The following is a 17,929-nucleotide window of genomic DNA, read 5'->3' as shown; positions in this document are numbered from 1 at the left end:
TATTCATATAACAGAGCTATTTAGTGCAGATAGTGTATTTTACTTAAGAGAAGTTAAATTTCATATCATATGAAGAGATCAGGTCCTGTTTTTTTTCTGCTATTATTTCTGGGTTTTATTATAGCAGGATGTGCAAGAAACTATTATGACAATATTGACCGCGGTGAGGGCTATAACTACCGTCCGGGTTATCCGGAACTGCGTTTGGCAGCCACCGGATACGTGAGTGAAAACAGCAACACCTATATCAATGTTGCCGGAGATATTGTGTATGGCAGTCTTGTATACTCAGGGAAAGACGATATTTTTACCGCCGATGTTGAAATTGAAATACAAATCATTGAAGATACTGAGCAACAACGAGCCGTAGAACGCACTACCTTCTCCAAAACACTAACCAGCCAAAACCAGCGTGTAATAGACAGCCAGGATGTATATAGTTTTGAACGTGAATTTGATATCCCCGCCGGTAATTATATAGTAAGAGTAGGCGTTATTGACAAATCCTCGGGACAACAAACCCTGCGTACTACCAAAACCTCCATCCCTGATCCTTCCGAGAATACCTCCCATATCACTGAGGTACGCATACTCACAAAAAATAATAATCTACCCGATAGTGAGTTTAAGCCTGCCACTACCTATGATATTCAATCCAGCCAGGATTCCATCAAATTTGTATTCCAGGTGACCAATAACAATCCTGACCGACCTATTGAGATTGAATCCCGGTTGCTAAAATTCCGGTCTGATACCAGTATTGCCCGGCCCATGAATTTTAACAATTACTCTCCCTCCAGCCTGCCTTATCAGGGCATTGATTACGATGAGTATGACGTCATTCAATCCTCCACACGGCAATTGAATCAGCCAGGGAGTGTGATTATCGAGTTTGCCTTTACCGATCTGGAACGTGGAAATTACCGGCTGGAAGTGATTGGCAATGAAGGAAGCGATAACGAAATCTTCAAGGGCAGGGATTTTGGTATCAAAAGCCCTAATTATCCCTCCCTTAAAACCCCGGAAGAATTAGCACGGCCGCTTTACTATTTAATGGGAAGAAATGAATACAAGGACCTAATGGCCATTAAGGATCCCGATTCGTTAAAAAAAGCTATCGACCGGTTTTGGTTATCCAACATTCAAAACTCAAACATGGCGCGCAGTGTAATCTCTCTTTATTACGAACGTGTGGAAGAGGCGAACAAACAATTTTCGAACTTTAAAGAAGGCTGGAAGACCGATCCGGGCATGATGTATATACTCTTTGGCCCACCTTGGTACACGGACATTTTTTCTGATGAAATGTACTGGTCTTACTCTTATAATCGCGAAGATCCGGAAAAAAACTTTTATTTCAATAAAACAAAACTGAATTCGAAATATTATCCTTTTGATAATTTTCTGCTTCAGCGCTCTAATTTCTACTATAATATTCAGTCACAACAAATAGAAAGATGGCGTACAGGGCTTATTTTAAATTATAATCTCTGATATATTTATTAGAGAAAATTTATACGATTCTTTCCTTGTAATAAAAGTAGCTTCTCATCATATTAGGGGCGCTTACTTAAAAAAATAAGTAAGTATGCTAAATCTAAACTAATAAACAGAGGCTACTATGTTAAAAAAGCTACAAATGTGGTTCCTCTTTGTGTGTGTACTTAGTACAAGTATCTACGCACAATCTGGAACTATAACTGGTACTGTTACAGATGCAGAAACGGGTGAACCAATTCCGCAAGCTGCTCTATTCTTAGAGGAACTGCAAACCGGTGCTGCTACAAATCTTGACGGTGAATACACTATTGAAGATGTCGACTATGGAACGTACACACTCCGTATTAGTTCTGTCGGTTTCTTAACAATGGTTCGCGAAATCACCGTAGACGAAGACAATAACACTTTTAATTTTGCACTTGAAACCGACGTACAGCAACTCGAAGACGTTGTTGTAACGGCATTTGGTGTAAGCCGTCAACAAAAATCCATTGGTTATTCTGTTCAAGACGTAGGGGCTGAAGAGCTTGCACGCGTTGATCAGAACAATATTGTGGGTGCCTTAGCTGGTAAAGTTGCCGGTGTTCAGGTAGTCGGAAGTACAACCCTTGGCGGCTCCGAAAGAATTCGTATTCGTGGAGTTAACGGCCTTTCCGACGGCCAACCACTCTTTGTCGTTGATGGCACGCCTATTACCAATGATGCCTTTACTATTGGTGCTGGCGCGAGTGACGAAAATGCACGGGGCCGTGACTTAGGTAATCTGGCTTCAGATATTGACCTGAGCAATGTGGAAAACGTTTCGGTGCTCAAAGGTGCTGCAGCCGCAGCTCTCTATGGAAACCGTGCATCCAACGGGGTAATCCTGATTACCACCAAAAAAGGTTCTATGGGAGAAGGACAACCCATGCAAATCAACTACACAAACAATACACAGTTTGAACAAGTTTATGTTCTACCTGAATACCAGAATCAATATGCCGGTGGGTATGTTCAAAGTTTTGGTAGTGTAACACCAGACGGAAGAAGCCTGAACTTTAATCCTGATGACGGAAATTATTACTTAGGCTATGATAGTGATTCAGAAACCTATAGTGATCAGTGGACTGGCGATGTTGACAATACATTAAATTACGCAGCTGATGAAAGCTGGGGTCCAAGAATGGATGGCACGATGTATCGTCCGTGGTGGTCTTGGTTTGATCATGACTTTACTGGAGACGGCCAAAGTGATTTTGGAACCGAAATCCCTCTGGAACCTAACAAAGATAATATCCGGGATTTCTTTGATACCGGTATTCGGGTATCAAACAAACTCTCTATTTCCGGCGGTTCAACGAATGCATCCTACCGTGCAGGCGTTTCTAATACGCTCCAAAATGGTGTAATGCCTAATGCCGAACTAAACAGAACGGCTGTTAACTTTAGTGGTGCCTTGAGCCATAACAATAAATTCATGTCTCGGGTAAATGTTAATTACGTAAATACCCAGGCTGAAGGACGTCCTGCTACCGGTTATTCTGCACCGCAGGGTAACCCGCTACAATCCTTTAACCAGTGGTTCCAACGCCAGCTGGATATGGATAAGCTTAAACAATACCGTCAGGACGATGGTACCGTTATGTCCTGGAATATTCGGTCTCCTCAAAATGTGCGTCCTCTTTATTGGGATAGCCCATATTTTACCGTTAATGAAAATGTCTCCAATGACGAAAGAGACCGTTTATATGGAAATTACAACCTCAGCTATCAGTTAAATGACAATGTTGAGTTTGTAGGTAAAGTTCACTTGGATACTTATTCTTTTGTTGCAGAAGACAGAATTGCATCAGGTGGACTTGAAGAGGATTGGTACTATGTATCCAACCGTACCAAACGCGAAATTAACTACGAAGGGGGAGCACAGTTTAATAAAGACTTTGAGGACTTCTCTTTTAGTGGTTACATCGGTGGTAACATCCTTAACCGGGATTATAAGTATCAAATCCAACAAACCGTAGGTGGACTATCCACTCCCAATTACTTTAATATTGCGGCCTCTGTCAACCGTCCGGATGTAGAGAGCTTCAAACAGGAGAAAGTAGTTAGGAGTTTATTCGGAACTACTACCATCGGCTATAAAGATATGTTTTATGTGGATGGGACCTTAAGAAATGACTGGTCTTCAGCCCTGCCGCAAGGCAACAACTCTTACCTCTATTATGGTCTTTCAGGTAGCTTTGTATTTACAGAGCTTGATGCCTTTAATGATCAGGGTATCCTGAGCTTTGGTAAATTACGCGCCTCTATTGCACAGGTGGGTGATGATCTGGAGCCTTATGAAATCCAGCAAACCTACGAGACCTCCACTCCTTACGGAAGCGATCCAACACAAACCATTCCCAATGTTCTGCCTAACACACAACTTAAACCTGCCATCTCCTCTGATTATGAGTTTGGTGCAGATTTACGGTTCTTGGAAGGCAAAATCAGAACAGACATCAACTACTTCCACTCTGTTCGTGAAAACGAAATCATTGAATTGGATGCCCCTGGCTCCAGTGGTTTTGAAGCCACACTGGTTAACGCTGGTGAGTTCACCACCTCTGGCTGGGAAGTATATGTTGGCGCCACCCCTATTCAACGAAGAGATCTTTCTGTAGATGTAGATGTAAACTGGGCCACTACTCACAGCCAGGTTAATGAGCTAGCCGAAGGTATCGACACCCGCTTACTAGAAAGTGCTTATTTCGGAATCCAGTTATATGCTGAAGAAGGCAAGACCTGGGGACGTGCCATTACTACCAGCAGTTATGGTGGTTACGTGCGTGACGAAAACGGCAACAAAGTTATTGACACCGAAGCGGGACATTATGCTCTTGAGTATAATAAAGACTTAGGTAGCATTATCCCTGACTGGAATGGTGGATTTAACCTTGGTGTGAACTACAAAAATTTCTCACTGGGTGCTTTCATTGAATTCCAAAAAGGAGGCAAGTTCTATTCTGTTTCCCGCATGTTTAACGCCTATTCTGGCCTCGGTGAAGAAACCGTAGGTAACAACACTCTTGGCAACCCTTTGCGAGATCCGGTAAGAGACGCCAATGGCGATGTTCAAACCTTTGTTTCATTATCTGAAGCCGCCGATAACTCAGGTGGAGTACTGGTAGAAGGAGTTGATGAAAGTGGAAATGAAGTAGCATACCTCTACGAAGCCTCAGGACACTTTATCAACATGTTCTATAATAAAGAAGAGTGGTTAGAAGATGCCAGTTACGTTAAGCTCCGCGAGATTTCTGTAACCTACAACCTGCCAGTTAACCTGACAGACCGGTTACCTATCGCTAATGCAAGTGTGACTTTAGAAATGCGCAATCCACTGTTGATTTACACCAGTGTTGATGGTGTTGACCCCTCAGCTATCCAAAACAACGCCAATGGCTTTGGATTCTGGGAAGGCGGTACACTGCCGGGCACACGCTCCATTGGATTCAACGTAAACATTGGATTTTAATTGAGAGGAGTTGAATTATGAATATTTTAAATACACTTAATATGAGATTATATAGAAAAATAGCAGTTGTCGCTTTAATGACAGTGCTATTTGTAAGCTGTGACGATTTTGGAAGTACGAACGTAGATCCAAATAATCCGTCAGAAGTACGAACAGAACTTCTACTCACTAACGCTCAACGAGACGTTAGCGATGTAGTCGGAGCATTTATGGGAACGCTCTGGGTTCAGTACATTGCCGAAACGCAATATACTGAAGACCAGGAGTACCGTAATACCAATGCTGACTTTAATGGCTGGTATACTGGTCCTTTGCAGGATCTTCAAACCATCATTGACTTGAATACGAACGAAGAAACCCGCGGGGATGTACTTTCCGGCGGAAGTAATGAGAACCAAATTGCAGTAGCTCGTATTCTTAAGGCTTATTACATGCAGATGATTACCGACCGCTGGGGCATGATTCCTTATTCTGAAGCCCTGCAAGGCCGGGACAACCTACAACCTTCTTACGATAGTCAGTCTGCTATCTACGAAGACATCATCACTGAGCTGAAAGAAGCTGCCGAACAAATCAACACAGGTTCTGCGGCTGTAAACGGTGATATCCTGTTCAGCGGAGACATGGAGCGATGGATTCGCTTCGCCAATAGCCTGAGAGCCCGCGCTGCCCTCCGATTATCAGAATCGGATGCTGGATTAGCAGAAGCAGAATTTGCCGATGCAATCAACGATGGTATTATTCAGGAAGACGTTATGTATCCTTACCTGAGCGATGCTGATAACGAGAATCCCTGGTATACTCGTTTTCGCACTCGTACCGATTATGCCATCCACGAGACCATTGCAAGCTACATGAAGGATCTGGAAGATCCCCGTGTACTGGTTTATGCCAACCCTGCTCCTAACTACTCTGATGGCAACGATGTAATCACCTTTGATGAAATTCGTGGCATGCCTTTTCTCGAAAACGCTGGCGAGTTGGAAAATGCTGAAATTTCTTTCCCTGGTGCTGCTATCGGTGCCGGCGGACCTAGCGTAGGTCAGCAAAGTGCCCCTTTACCTATTATCACCCTGGCAGAATTACACTTCTCTATGGCTGAAGCTGTAGAGCGTGGCTGGATTTCCGGATCTGCAGAAGATCACTATTACAGTGGTATCGAAGCTTCCTGGAACCAATGGGGTGTTTACGACGAAGCGGCCTATGCTGATTTCATTGCCCAAGCTGACGTAGCTTACTCCTCCGCAGAGTGGGATGAAAAAATTGGTAATCAAAAATGGGTAGCATTATTCCCACTTGGTTACGAAGCATGGTCAGAATGGAGAAGGTTAGAGTATCCACAACTGGCACCTAACCCATTTGCGGCTGCATCATTCCCGGAAATTCCACTCAGATTTACTTATCCAAGTTCTGAGGTTTCAAACAACACCGAGAATTACAATGCCGCTGTAGATGCGCAAGGACCCGACACTCCTTACACTCAAGTTTGGTGGGATGCTAACTAAATAGTTTTAGTACTTACTGAATTATTGATAGTTAAAAAGGCCAATTTTAAATAATTGGCCTTTTTTATTTTACCCTTTATTGTGTTGGTTAGCATATGCCTACCACTTATTACGACTAAAATGACGGGGAAAAGAAAAATATCTGATTAGGTATTTAAACCCTCCGATTTTACCCAAAATAAATGCCGGAATAATTTTCTTGTAATAAAACTGACTTCTCCTCATATTTAAAAGTCCTGCCTAAAATTAAGCGGGACATGCTAAACATAAACTATTAAATAGAGGCTACTATGTTAAAAAAGCTACAAATGTTGTTCCTCTTTGTGTTTGTACTTAGTACAAGTATTTATGCACAAACAGGAACCATAACCGGTACTGTTACTGATGCTGCTACATCAGAGCCATTAATCGGTGTAAACATCACATTAGCTGGCACCACCATGGGTGCTGCTACCAATCTCGACGGTGAATATGAAATCAGCGGCGTAGAGTCCGGTACTTATAGGTTAAGAGCTAATTTTGTTGGATTCCAATCGTTCGTAACCACTGTAGAAGTGGGTTCCGGAACTACAACTTTAAATATTGAGCTGTCAGAAGACGTGCTCGGATTAGAAGAAGTTGTTGTAACCGGTATTGCTTCCAGTACTTCACGTGCTGTTTCACCCGTTGCAATTTCTAAAATTGATGCTGAAGAACTTCAGGTTGCTAACACCTATACTGGTGTAAGTGAACTGTTAGGTGGTAAAGTTGCCGGTTTAACCGTGCAGCCTGCATCCGGTAACCCTGGCGGTGGTATCCGCTTTGTTATGCGTTCCGGTGCTGGTCTTGGTGGCGACGGCCAACCTATCATCTATATTGACGGAACCCGCGTTGATAACGCTCAAATTGAAGGTTTTGCTGTTGGTGGACAAGGTATTGGCGCTTTAGCTGACCTTAACCCCAACGACATTGCCAGTGTTGACGTACTGAAAGGCCCAGCAGCTGCAGCCCTGTACGGAACCAGTGGTTCTAACGGTGTTGTTTTAATTACTACCAAAGACGGCCGTGGTATTGGCAACGATGTACAAGTTGACTACCGCAGCGTTTATGGTATGAACACCAAACAACAGGATTATGATCCTGATGAGCTGATTAGTGCTAAAGAAGCCAACGAAGTTATCGACAGCAGCCCAATGTATGAGAACCAACTTAGCGTAAGCGGCGGTACTGCCAACCTGCGTTATTATACTTCTCTGGGACAACGTTATGAAGAAGGACTTGGTCCTGACAACTCACTGGATCGCCAAAACTTCCGTGCTAACTTTGAAGCTTATCCTAACGAAGCACTGACCGTTACAGCCAACACTTCATTTACCCTGAACGAAATCCAGCGCCCACAAAATGATAACAACATTTTTGGATGGTTAGGTAACCTTATTCTGGCACCAGGCGGAAACACTTATTACTTCACCCCCAAAGAAGCAATTAAAGGCATTAGCGATGAAAATAACATCAACCGATTCATCGGTTCTGTTTCTGCATCTTACCGTCCTGTTCCTGGTTTAACCCTGAAAGGTTCTATTGGATATGACGGTAGTAACTTACGTCAGACTCAGGTATTTAGCCCGAATTTTAATTATTCAGGTGTTATAAATGGTGAAAGAGCCCTTTATAACCGTGAAAACCGTCAAACTACTTATGACGTTAACGCTACATACCAATATGACGTTAATGAAGATGTAAACGTTACTTCTATCTTAGGTTCTCAAATCTTTGACCGTAAACGATATACTTCTTTCGTTCAAAAGAATGACTTTGCATCCAGCTCTATCATTAATGTTGGTTCAGGTGGTTTATTTGTAGATGCTGATGAAACAGCCCTTCACACTCGTGAAGCTGGTATCTTTACTCAGCATGACATCAACCTGATGGATACTTACATTATTTCTCTTGGTGGTCGTCTTGACTATGCATCAGCTAACGGTGCTGAAGCTCCTGTAATTTTCTATCCACAGGCACGTACTTCTGTACGTTTGGATCAGTTCGACTTTACTCCCGAGTTCTTTGACCTTCTGAAATTCCGTGCTGCTTACGGTGAGACCGGCCAGCTTCCTGGAATTTATGATGGTGTTTCTGTACTCTGGACTGCTGAGCCATATGCTATTGGCCGTGGTGCAATTCCTGAAGAAATTGGTAACCAGGAAATTGAGCCCGAGCGAGTTAAAGAATTTGAAGTAGGTGTTGATGCCGACTTCCTTGATGCTTACGGCGTTGAGTTAACTTATTACTACCGTCAAGCACAAGAGTCTATTATTGACTTTGAAGAGTCTCCTTCTTCTGGTCTTACTTTCGATGATCCTCCGTTAAACGTAGGTGGTACCGAAGGTTATGGTGTTGAAGTAGGATTAAACGGTACACCGATTCGTACCCGTGACTTCCAGTTCGACTTCAACATTCTGTACAGTTATCAGAAAAACGAAGTTACTGACTTAGGTGGTGCACAGCCCATCTTTGACGGCTTTGACGTAAACGTTATTCGTGAAGGTCTTCCTCAGGCAGCTTTCTACGTACTGGATGTTGACGGCGCTGCCCGTGATGCAAACGGTAATGTAGTTACTACTGCAAGTGGTGCTCCGGTACCAAATGTTGTTAACAACGGCGAGCGCGTTCATTTTGGGAATCCATACCCAACTCATAACGGCTCTGTTCGTCTGAACTTCAGCTTCCTTCGTGGATTCCAGTTCTATACTCTGATTGACTGGGCTGCTGACCTGTACGTGTATAACAACACCCGATCCTTTATGATACAGTTTGGTAACGATGTAGAATATGCTGAATATTCAAACACCTTCGCCAATGCTACTCCGGGATCTGAAGAATATCAGGAAGCAGCAGATAACCTTGCTAATCTGAATACCAGCTACGACGGCAACTTCATTGAAAGAGCTGACTACCTGAAAGTTCGTGAGATGAGTCTCACCTATAACTTCAACAACCTGATTGAAAAAACTCCACTCAGTGGTTCTATCCGTAACTTGTCTCTTTCCGTTGCGGCCAGAAACGTATTTACACTGACAGATTATTCAGGTAACGATCCTGAAGTTAACTTTGACGGTGCAAGAAGCTTGACTCGTGGCGCCGACTTCCTGACGCTGCCGGTACCACGCGTATTCTACGCCACTTTAAATCTCGGACTATAATCAGATATGGATTTTATTATGAAACTTAACAAAACATTACTGGCACTGGTTGTCTTAGTATTTGCAGCCGTGTCTTGCGAAGATTACGTTCAGAATGTGGACGATCCCATTAACCTGGTTCCTGAGGAAAACTTGGTCGCTGAAGATCAGGTCCAATTTCTGATGGACGGTGTAACCGGACGATTTCACATAACTCACGATGCCTTAACTGTAATTGCAGTTGGGCTCTCAGATGCATTTGTATTTGACCGAAATGTACCTAATGCCACTTTCCCAACTTTTGAGGAAATTGACTTAGGTGAAATTCCTATCGACAACAACAGTGTTGACGGACCTTACACTAATTTAGGGCAGGCTCGTTACTTAGCAGACAACCTGTTAAGTAAAGTTGAACAGATCGAATTCAGCGATGCTGATCTCGAAACTGCTGCTCTGTTTAACGGTAACCTCTACGCAGGTTTAACCCGTGCAGCTTACGCATCATATTTCGGTCTTAATCCAACACAAGGTGGGTCACCGGTTGATAACAGTGACTTTATTCCTTCAGCTCAGCTTTATGATCAGGCTGTTACTCATCTGGAAACGGCATTAGCTAATGCCTCTTCTGATTATGAAACTCGCCTGGTTAATTCTCTGATTGGGAGAATTTACATCTACCAAAACGAGCATAGCGCTGCTCAGCCTTACTTAGAAGCTGGATTGCAACCAGGTGATGATGCATTCGCTTCTCAGCATAGTCTGGAATCTCAGAATGCATTCTACACTCAGGCCGGTGCCAGCCGTACGCAGTATTCTGTAGCCAGCAGATTTGCTGACTACATTGCTGATAATGCGGAAGAAGCAAACCGTTTGGAGATTGAAGAAGTTGTGCTTGAAAGCGGATTTTCCTACTGGAGATCCACTAAAGGGCCAGAAACGCCAATCAACATCATTACCTGGCAAGAAAACAACCTGATGCTGGCTGAAGTTGAGTTGGAAGGCGGAACGCTGACCGGTTCTCTTGACGCTTTAGGTCTGGTTAACGAAGTGCGTGCCAGCCACGACATTTCTCCTCTTGCTTCTATCGACATGGAAACATTATTTGTAGAGCGAGACAAAGAACTCATGCAGACTGGTAACCGTGTTATTGACCAACGCAGAACTGGCAACTGGCATTTAGGTGCTGGTACATGGCAGTACTTCCCGGTAACACAAAGTGAGCGAAACGGTAATCCTAATTGCTGTACTGGCGAATAATTAGGATCCAAAAGCTCTGAAAAGCTTATAAAGCCCCGGTTAATTCCGGGGCTTTTTTTATGCCCACTGTTTTTTTGATTATCTGTTTCCTTTACCCACCTCTACTAAACTCGCCCATCCACACTTTCTAATCGAAAATTTGATCTGGAAGAATCATATTAGCACAATCCCTAAAGCCATTCAACTTCTACCTGTTTTGTAAAACGTGTGAAAGAGACCAAAACCTAATAGGTTAACAGGATACAAACTTTGAATGAGTGGTGTGTCTCAGATTCCCTGCCTGCAGAGTTTATACTACTAAATTCACTTCAAAAGATTACTCTTGTGCAGCAACTGAATCGTAATGAAAAAAAGATAAGCCATAAAAAAGGCTTCTTGAACTGAATCAAGAAGCCTTTGTAGTGGCGGGGACAGGACTAATTAACCATTCATTTCAGTTCCTTAATAATACGCTCACACTTACAAAAACGCCGTTTATAGAGTATATTAAGAGTTTCTGAATACTCCCAATAAAGTACTAAATACAAAAAATGTTTCACAATAGTTTTACAGTAAAACCAAATAGCTTTATATTGGAATACACTTTAAAACAAATTGGTAACCAACGGCGAAAACATGGCGACTTCATTTCATCTATATCTAAGAACAGATTTTCAGAAAAAGAACGGCGAATATCCTATCTATCTGCGAATCACTAACAACCGGAAACATAAGTATATAAGTACCGGGGTATCTGTTAAAAAGAAACACTGGAACCCGGAAGCGGAAGAGGTACGGCGGAACCACGATACTTATAAAACTTTAAATGAAATGCTGGAGCTTAAAATAAGTGAAGCCCGGCGGGTTCAAACGGAATTGAGAAGAAACGGCCATGAAACGGCGAAGGCTATCCGGCAGAGAATTAAAATTACTCAAAAGGCTGATTTTTTTGAATTAGGGGAACAGCTACTCGAAGAGCTTGAAGCGAATAAAAAATACTATGCTTCCAAAACGCTGAAAGTAGTTTTAAAGAAGTTTGAAGAGTTTGAGGGGGAACGCTCTCTCCCGCTGAAACTGATAGATGGCGGGTATCTCGAAAAGTTTGAAAACCATTTAAGAACAGAGTACGGGAACAGCGATTCGACTATTAACAAAAACTTTGAGCCGATACGCAAAATCATATATAGGGCTTTAAAATCTCATTTGATGGCAAACGACCCATTCAAAGAATATGAAGTACCCACACGGAGCAGAGCCAAACAGAAAGTAAAACTTACCTTTGAGCAGATACAGGATATTGAAGCGCTAAAACTTGAACCTTGTTCTTGGGAATGGCACGTTCGGAACGCTTTCCTGTTCAGCTTTTACAGCGGGGGAATACGTTTTGGGGATATTTGCGGGCTTCAATGGCAGAATGTGAAAAACGGGAAACTATCCTATCAGATGAACAAAAATGAAAAGCCATTCAGTACCGAATTAAACGAGTACCAAAAAGATATTTTGAACAGGTACTCCGGCGCTTCTGATGAATACATATTCCCGTTTCTGAATAGCCATAAAGATTACAGCGACCCGGTAGAATTGCGCCGGGCTATCAGTTCCAATAATGTGAGGGTAAACGGTAAAAAAGAAGAGGGAGCCGAAACCGGTTTAAAACTGATTGCAAAGATGGCCGGGATTGATGAAAACATTAGCTTCCACGTTTCACGACATTCATTCGCACAATATGCCGTTTCTGAAAAGGGCTTAGATGTATATGAACTGATGCAAACGCTCCGGCACTCCAAAATTGAAACGACTCAATCCTATCTGAAAAGCCTGAATGAAGAGCTGGCAGATAAAGCAATGAAAAAGGTGTTTTGATGGATGATTGGAATGAAATAAATGAAAGTTTAGGCGCTCAATTAGGGGGTAAGTATTCCTATACTTCTGCGAATGGGGGTATTTATTACCATTGGAATAAATCCAATGATAGGAAACTGAATAAACCAGATTTTAACTGGAATGGGTACTTTGATATACCGGAACCGATTAATTATAAAAGTTCACATAGACCCAACGGTAAAACAGAAAAGGTACAATTCCCCGGTTCAAAGAAACACGGTATAGAACCTGTAATTAAAGAGATTCCACAATCTGAACCAACGGGATATTTAACTCCCCGGTTCAGTTTTATAAATATTCAGATTAACAGATATGGATTTAAGGGAGAGGAATATAAACAGGCACTGGAAACGTTTGGGATAAGTGAAAACGGAACCATTCCCCCGGAAAAATTACCCGTTATATCAAATTACAGAGATACAATTTTAAAACAGCTCCATAGACAAGCCGAACAGCTTAATGAATGGAACCAAGAAATATCTAATGTTCTAAAAGTGTATTATTACGAGTCGGAACAAGCCATTCTGAAAGGAAATCCAGATGAAGAGATTGAACAGAGAGTAAAAGACCGAAGCAACGTTTTAAGAAATATAAGAAACCTGTTTGAGGCCCTAATATTAAGCGGAGCCAAAACAGAATTGATTGAACGTCATTCATTGCTGGAAAAACTCAAAGAGAACAAATATATACCTGAACATCTGATTGATACCACTATTCACGGAGTTCTAACTCTTTCCAAAAAGAAAGACCCGATAATAGATATGGCGGTACAGTTAGCGCATAAAATCAATCCATTAGAAAGCATTCTCGAAGATGCTTTTTTAAACGACCGTGTTAAACCTAAAATTCAATTTGAACTTGATGAACGATTTAAACAGCTACCCGAACCCGAAACAGTAGCTGATAAATTTTGTAACAGAGAGGAAAATAAAGCTGGAAAATATGACTCTGAAATTATTACTACGGCTTTAAAAATAGTTAGGAATTACATTTTTGATGAACAACTTGATTCTATAAACAGAAAGGTAAGAACCATTTCAAAAGAGGTTAAGAACCAATCCGATATATTGAATAAAACCGATTTAAAAACCATAGATGGATGGGTTAAGTTTTACTGGAATGAATACAAACCCGACCAAGCGCAAACAGAACACTAATTCCGGTTATTCCGGTTTAAATTCCAGTTATACGGGGTATTGAGTTCCTTTTTTAAGTGAATGCAAATTATCAGTGAACATTAATTAATCACTGATAAAATGCACGCATACATACCCACCAAAGACGATTTAAAGGAACTTATCCGGGATGCCGTAAAAGAAACGGTAAACGATTCTCTCCCCGGCGCTATCCGAAAAGCCACCCGCAAAAAGTGGTTAACGACCGACGAAGTAATGGACATCTTACAATGTTCCCGTCGCCACGTTCAACACCTAAGAGACTCCGGGCGGTTGCCTTATCGACAGAATGGCCGAACTATCCGATATAATATCGAAGAAGTAGAAGCCTATTTGAACAAGGGAAAAGTAAATAGCAACGGGGAGCCAAAATGAGAGAGCAGAAAAAAGACCGAACCCCGGCGAAAGGGAACGGCCTTAATATTGGTAACCAGTTTAAAACTGGCACTACTAATTTAGGCAATCCCAAAGGCTTAAACAATGCTATTAAGCGCCGGAGAATAACCGTACTAAAGCACACCTTAGTAAATGGACATATCACATATCTGAAAGTATTGGAAGGCTTACAGTCTAATTTTGAGGGGGTTCATAATGAAAACTAATGAACTGAAAATCCCCGAAAATATAGATTTGAATGAAATGGATAATGAACCGGAAACATGGTTCAATATTTCCGACCCGCTGAAAGCTAATGTTCCCCCGCTGGAGTTCATTGTAGATGGCTATTGTGCTAAAGGATTAATCACAGTAATCGGCGGGAGCGCCGGGAGTGGGAAATCTCTTTTCAATCAAATATTATTTCAAAAACGAAATGATGAACTATTGCCAACCCAAAAAGGGAAAGCGATATATCTAACTGGAGCCGATTCATCTGAAAGCGAAATTCGGCGACGGGCTAAGGCTATCAAATCGAATGATGGACTTTACACTGTTCCCCTTCCCGATAGCTTGTATTGTGTAGCCACAAATGATGAGTTCATGGGAGAACTGGAGCACCAAATAAAAAACCAGGGATTTGATGCCGTTATTTTTGATACGCTTGCCGACTTCCACGAAGGGAATTTATACGAAGCGGAAAAAGCAAACATAACCATGCAAAGGTTTACCCGTTTGGCACGTTCGGCAAATGTAGCCGTTATCCTTATTACTCACACCCGCAAAGGTTCAAAAATTAAGAATGAATACAACGTGGAAGACATTTCGGACTCCCGCGTTTTTGGAACCAAAGCAGATTTTGTTTTCGGACTTAAAAGCGAATATCAAAAAGACGGTTCCAACCTAATTGAATTGCAATGTGTGAAAAGCCGGAGCGCTAAACCCCTTTCCCCACTCCGGGCGGAAATATATTTCAATGATGTTATGAATGAATTAAAAATAACACGTTCGGAACGTATGTTTTCGCCGGAGCTGGAAGCTCAAACCAAAGAAGAAAAAAGGCTTCATAAAATAAGGGAAGTTCAACGGCTAAAAGATGAAGGGAAATCGACCCGCGAAATTGCCGACTTGCTGGATATTGGAGTAGGTACTGTCTCAAAGTATTCCAATATAAGTGAACAGGATTTAAGCGCCGGATAATATGTTCACTGTTCATTTCACATACCTATATGAACGTGAACACCTTCTGTTCACACTAATGTTCACCCGTGAACAAAAACATGAACGCCATGTTTGAAGACAAAGTAAGCGTATTCGAGAACTTCCATTCCGAACCTAAAACAATCACTTTAGACCAATGGCTGAAAGTGTGTAAACATGGTTCCCGATATGCCAAACAAGTGCTAAAGTACCGGGATACAAAGGCCGACTCCCTAAAGAAGAGTTTACCCCTTGTAACCGTCGGCGCTGTCTGTTCTAATGGCCGTAAACTGGAGAACGTGGTAAACCGTACCGGATGGATTGCCTTAGACATTGACGGCAAAGATAACCAGCACCTACCCGATGCCGAACGTATCCGGGATGAAGTGGCAAAGATAAAGAATGTATCCTTTGCCGGATTGAGTACCGGGGGTGCTGGAGTTTGGGCGCTTGTTAAGGTAGCCGACCCGGAAAGACAAGCCGACCATTTCGAGATGCTTATCAAAGATTTTGAAGGGTTCGGAATTGTTCTGGATAGCTCCAAAGGAAAAAACCCAAATGATGCTCGGTTTTACAGTTACGACCCCGGCGCTATTCTTAAAGATTCATTCACGGTTTATAAGAAACTCCCACCGGAACCAGTACAAATATATTCCCCGACACCGGTTCACATTTCAAACGATTATTCCAGCTACGCAGAAACAGCATTCAAAGATGAAATAGAAATTCTGTCAACCGCTCAAAAAGGAAATAGAAATAATCAGCTTTTCAAAAGTTCAGCAAGTTTAGCCGGCTTGGTTGCCGGGGGGATGCTTAACGAATTTGAAGTAAAACAGGCACTCGAACAAACGGCGCTCTCCATTGGATTGAAAAGCCATGAAGTACGGGCGACCATAAACAGCGGTTTTGATACCGGAACAAAGACTCCCCGCACCCCGGATACAATTAGCCGAAATTCAGCAAGGGTAAACCATGCACCCCGGAGAGATAGCGCCGGAGAAGGAAAGTATGGAAGCCAAATTTTAGCCCCTAACGGCTTCAATCCCTATACCGGGGAAATATTCGATAAACGGGGGTATCCGGCTTCATGGGATGAAATCGAAGCGCCGGAACCGGGTACGGCTGAATACGCAGAAGCAGAATATTACCGGGCTATGGATGCCGACCCAATTCTAAAACATATAGATGAAACGTTTGAACCCGAACTAATCACAGAACAATGAACGGCCATGAAATGGCGAAAGTACTATACCAACCCACACGAAAAAAGAAGAGAAAGCGAAAACGCATTGAAAAGGTAACCGCTCCCGACCATTGGAGTAAAGATTTTGATTCAAATAAACAGAAACTAAAACAGAGAAAGAACCATGAATGAAGTGATAACCAAAGATTTGCGGAATCAGTTAATTGTTTTAAAATTGATGCCGTTTGTACTGCCAAAAGTACGGGGCGTTTCCCATTCGTTAGGAGAACCGTTAGAAACTGATTGGTAACATGGGAAGAGATAGAACAGGAAACACCACAAAAGAAACCCGCCGAATTGAATTGAGCTATCTTTTAAAAAAGGGCTTTATCAGAGAGGGTAATATTATTGCTGGACAAATGAACTGGACGGATGGGAGCCGGATTAGTATTGAATGCCATTACACTGATAAAGAGCAGTATATACGGCTTTTCTATACACTCACTTCATGGGAGGGAAAAGAAACCGACTACGATTATAAAATTCAGCTAACCTTTGTTCCTTCAAATTTAGGCAAAGGAAAGGTTCCATATTTTGTTTGCCCCGAATCCGGGAACAGATGCCGGATACTATATAAAGCCTATGGTTCCCCGATATGGAAAAGCCGGGGCGCTTACAACCGCACTATTTTTTACCCTTCACAGGTAAGCTCAAAGATTTACAAATACTGTGATGAATATTGGCGACTCGATAAACAAATTAAAAAGCTGGAAGAGGAAACACGAAACCAAACCCATTATAACGGCAAACCAACCCGGCGCTTTAAACGACTGGAGCGCTTAAGAGAGAAACAGCAGAGAGCCGACTATCTGCGATTTACCCCGGCACATATGCCGAAAGTGTTAAGGGATAATTGGCCGGACTTTGAACTATAATCCTTAAAGTTTTAGGTTATTTACGGAAATATACTGCGATATAGTTCGGAGAATTGAACGAATCGAACCCCTATTACACGGAGAGAAAAGGAAGAAAACAGCGACTTTGTTTCACAATAGTTACACAGCGCCAAAATAAAAAAGGGGTTAAAGCTATGATTAATAAAGCCTTAACCCCTGTTAGGTAGTGGCGGGGACAGGATTCGAACCTGTGACCTTCGGGTTATGAGCCCGACGAGCTACCAGCTGCTCCACCCCGCGATGTCGAGACAAGAATATACGAAT

The 17,929-nt window shown here is 42.3% G+C and carries 12 protein-coding genes and 1 tRNA gene; 12 read left to right on the top strand and 1 reads right to left on the bottom strand.

Annotated elements, in window-relative coordinates; all coding sequences use genetic code 11:
• The first annotated feature begins 69 nt into the window (after positions 1 to 69).
• From FN815_RS15660 to FN815_RS15605, 12 genes are all read left to right on the top strand, one after another.
• A complete protein-coding gene (locus FN815_RS15660) occupies positions 70 to 1,494 on the top strand; it encodes a GWxTD domain-containing protein (RefSeq protein WP_142455601.1) in 1,425 nt (474 codons plus the stop codon).
• Positions 1,495 to 1,621: 127 nt separating this feature from the next.
• Entirely contained in the window at positions 1,622 to 4,993 is a 3,372-nt protein-coding gene (locus tag FN815_RS15655; RefSeq protein WP_142455600.1) for a SusC/RagA family TonB-linked outer membrane protein, read from the top strand.
• A gap of 41 nt (positions 4,994 to 5,034) precedes the next feature.
• Positions 5,035 to 6,498 (top strand): SusD/RagB family nutrient-binding outer membrane lipoprotein, encoded by a 1,464-nt coding sequence (locus FN815_RS15650; protein WP_185957329.1) that lies wholly within the window; start codon positions 5,035 to 5,037, stop codon positions 6,496 to 6,498.
• A gap of 290 nt (positions 6,499 to 6,788) precedes the next feature.
• Entirely contained in the window at positions 6,789 to 9,677 is a 2,889-nt protein-coding gene (locus FN815_RS15645) for a carboxypeptidase-like regulatory domain-containing protein (RefSeq protein WP_142455598.1), read from the top strand.
• 18 nt (positions 9,678 to 9,695) lie between these two features.
• Positions 9,696 to 10,913, top strand: a complete 1,218-nt coding sequence (locus FN815_RS15640) for a RagB/SusD family nutrient uptake outer membrane protein (protein WP_142455597.1) — start codon at positions 9,696 to 9,698, stop codon at positions 10,911 to 10,913.
• 615 nt (positions 10,914 to 11,528) lie between these two features.
• Positions 11,529 to 12,755 (top strand): site-specific integrase, encoded by a 1,227-nt coding sequence (locus FN815_RS15635; RefSeq protein ID WP_142455596.1) that lies wholly within the window; start codon positions 11,529 to 11,531, stop codon positions 12,753 to 12,755.
• A complete protein-coding gene (locus tag FN815_RS15630) occupies positions 12,755 to 13,933 on the top strand; it encodes a hypothetical protein (RefSeq protein ID WP_142455595.1) in 1,179 nt (392 codons plus the stop codon). Before FN815_RS15635 ends, FN815_RS15630 begins: the two co-directional genes overlap by 1 nt.
• Before the next feature lie 99 nt (positions 13,934 to 14,032).
• On the top strand, positions 14,033 to 14,326 hold the full coding sequence (locus FN815_RS15625) for a helix-turn-helix domain-containing protein (RefSeq protein WP_142455594.1): 294 nt from the start codon (positions 14,033 to 14,035) through the stop codon (positions 14,324 to 14,326).
• Entirely contained in the window at positions 14,323 to 14,553 is a 231-nt protein-coding gene (locus FN815_RS15620; protein WP_142455593.1) for a hypothetical protein, read from the top strand. Before FN815_RS15625 ends, FN815_RS15620 begins: the two co-directional genes overlap by 4 nt.
• The gene (locus tag FN815_RS15615; protein ID WP_142455592.1) at positions 14,543 to 15,526 is read left to right on the top strand and encodes an AAA family ATPase; all 984 of its coding nucleotides are present in this window, start codon (positions 14,543 to 14,545) and stop codon (positions 15,524 to 15,526) included. The genes FN815_RS15620 and FN815_RS15615 overlap by 11 nt, the downstream gene beginning before the upstream one ends.
• A gap of 89 nt (positions 15,527 to 15,615) precedes the next feature.
• Positions 15,616 to 16,749 (top strand): BT4734/BF3469 family protein, encoded by a 1,134-nt coding sequence (locus tag FN815_RS15610; RefSeq protein WP_185957328.1) that lies wholly within the window; start codon positions 15,616 to 15,618, stop codon positions 16,747 to 16,749.
• 271 nt (positions 16,750 to 17,020) lie between these two features.
• A complete protein-coding gene (locus tag FN815_RS15605) occupies positions 17,021 to 17,644 on the top strand; it encodes a hypothetical protein (protein ID WP_142455590.1) in 624 nt (207 codons plus the stop codon).
• Between the two features lie 188 nt (positions 17,645 to 17,832).
• On the opposite strand, the gene FN815_RS15600 is transcribed toward FN815_RS15605, so the two are convergent.
• Positions 17,833 to 17,905: transfer RNA gene (locus FN815_RS15600), tRNA-Met, on the bottom strand.
• Positions 17,906 to 17,929 lie beyond the last annotated feature (24 nt).

Source organism: Gracilimonas mengyeensis (assembly GCF_900182705.1).
In the GTDB taxonomy this organism is placed as follows: domain Bacteria; phylum Bacteroidota; class Rhodothermia; order Balneolales; family Balneolaceae; genus Gracilimonas; species Gracilimonas mengyeensis.
Note: the sequence above shows the minus strand (reverse complement) of the source record. Positions and strands in the feature narration are given on the sequence as shown.

Excerpts from the sequence above, each read along its gene's own strand:
- FN815_RS15660 (WP_142455601.1), top strand. The coding sequence starts at position 70 with ATGAAGAGATCAGGTCCTGTTTTTTTTCTGCTATTATTTCTGGGTTTT.
- FN815_RS15655 (WP_142455600.1), top strand. The coding sequence starts at position 1,622 with ATGTTAAAAAAGCTACAAATGTGGTTCCTCTTTGTGTGTGTACTTAGT.
- FN815_RS15650 (WP_185957329.1), top strand. The coding sequence starts at position 5,035 with ATGAGATTATATAGAAAAATAGCAGTTGTCGCTTTAATGACAGTGCTA.
- FN815_RS15645 (WP_142455598.1), top strand. The coding sequence starts at position 6,789 with ATGTTAAAAAAGCTACAAATGTTGTTCCTCTTTGTGTTTGTACTTAGT.
- FN815_RS15640 (WP_142455597.1), top strand. The coding sequence starts at position 9,696 with ATGAAACTTAACAAAACATTACTGGCACTGGTTGTCTTAGTATTTGCA.
- FN815_RS15635 (WP_142455596.1), top strand. The coding sequence starts at position 11,529 with ATGGCGACTTCATTTCATCTATATCTAAGAACAGATTTTCAGAAAAAG.
- FN815_RS15630 (WP_142455595.1), top strand. The coding sequence starts at position 12,755 with ATGGATGATTGGAATGAAATAAATGAAAGTTTAGGCGCTCAATTAGGG.
- FN815_RS15625 (WP_142455594.1), top strand. The coding sequence starts at position 14,033 with ATGCACGCATACATACCCACCAAAGACGATTTAAAGGAACTTATCCGG.
- FN815_RS15620 (WP_142455593.1), top strand. The coding sequence starts at position 14,323 with ATGAGAGAGCAGAAAAAAGACCGAACCCCGGCGAAAGGGAACGGCCTT.
- FN815_RS15615 (WP_142455592.1), top strand. The coding sequence starts at position 14,543 with ATGAAAACTAATGAACTGAAAATCCCCGAAAATATAGATTTGAATGAA.
- FN815_RS15610 (WP_185957328.1), top strand. The coding sequence starts at position 15,616 with ATGTTTGAAGACAAAGTAAGCGTATTCGAGAACTTCCATTCCGAACCT.
- FN815_RS15605 (WP_142455590.1), top strand. The coding sequence starts at position 17,021 with ATGGGAAGAGATAGAACAGGAAACACCACAAAAGAAACCCGCCGAATT.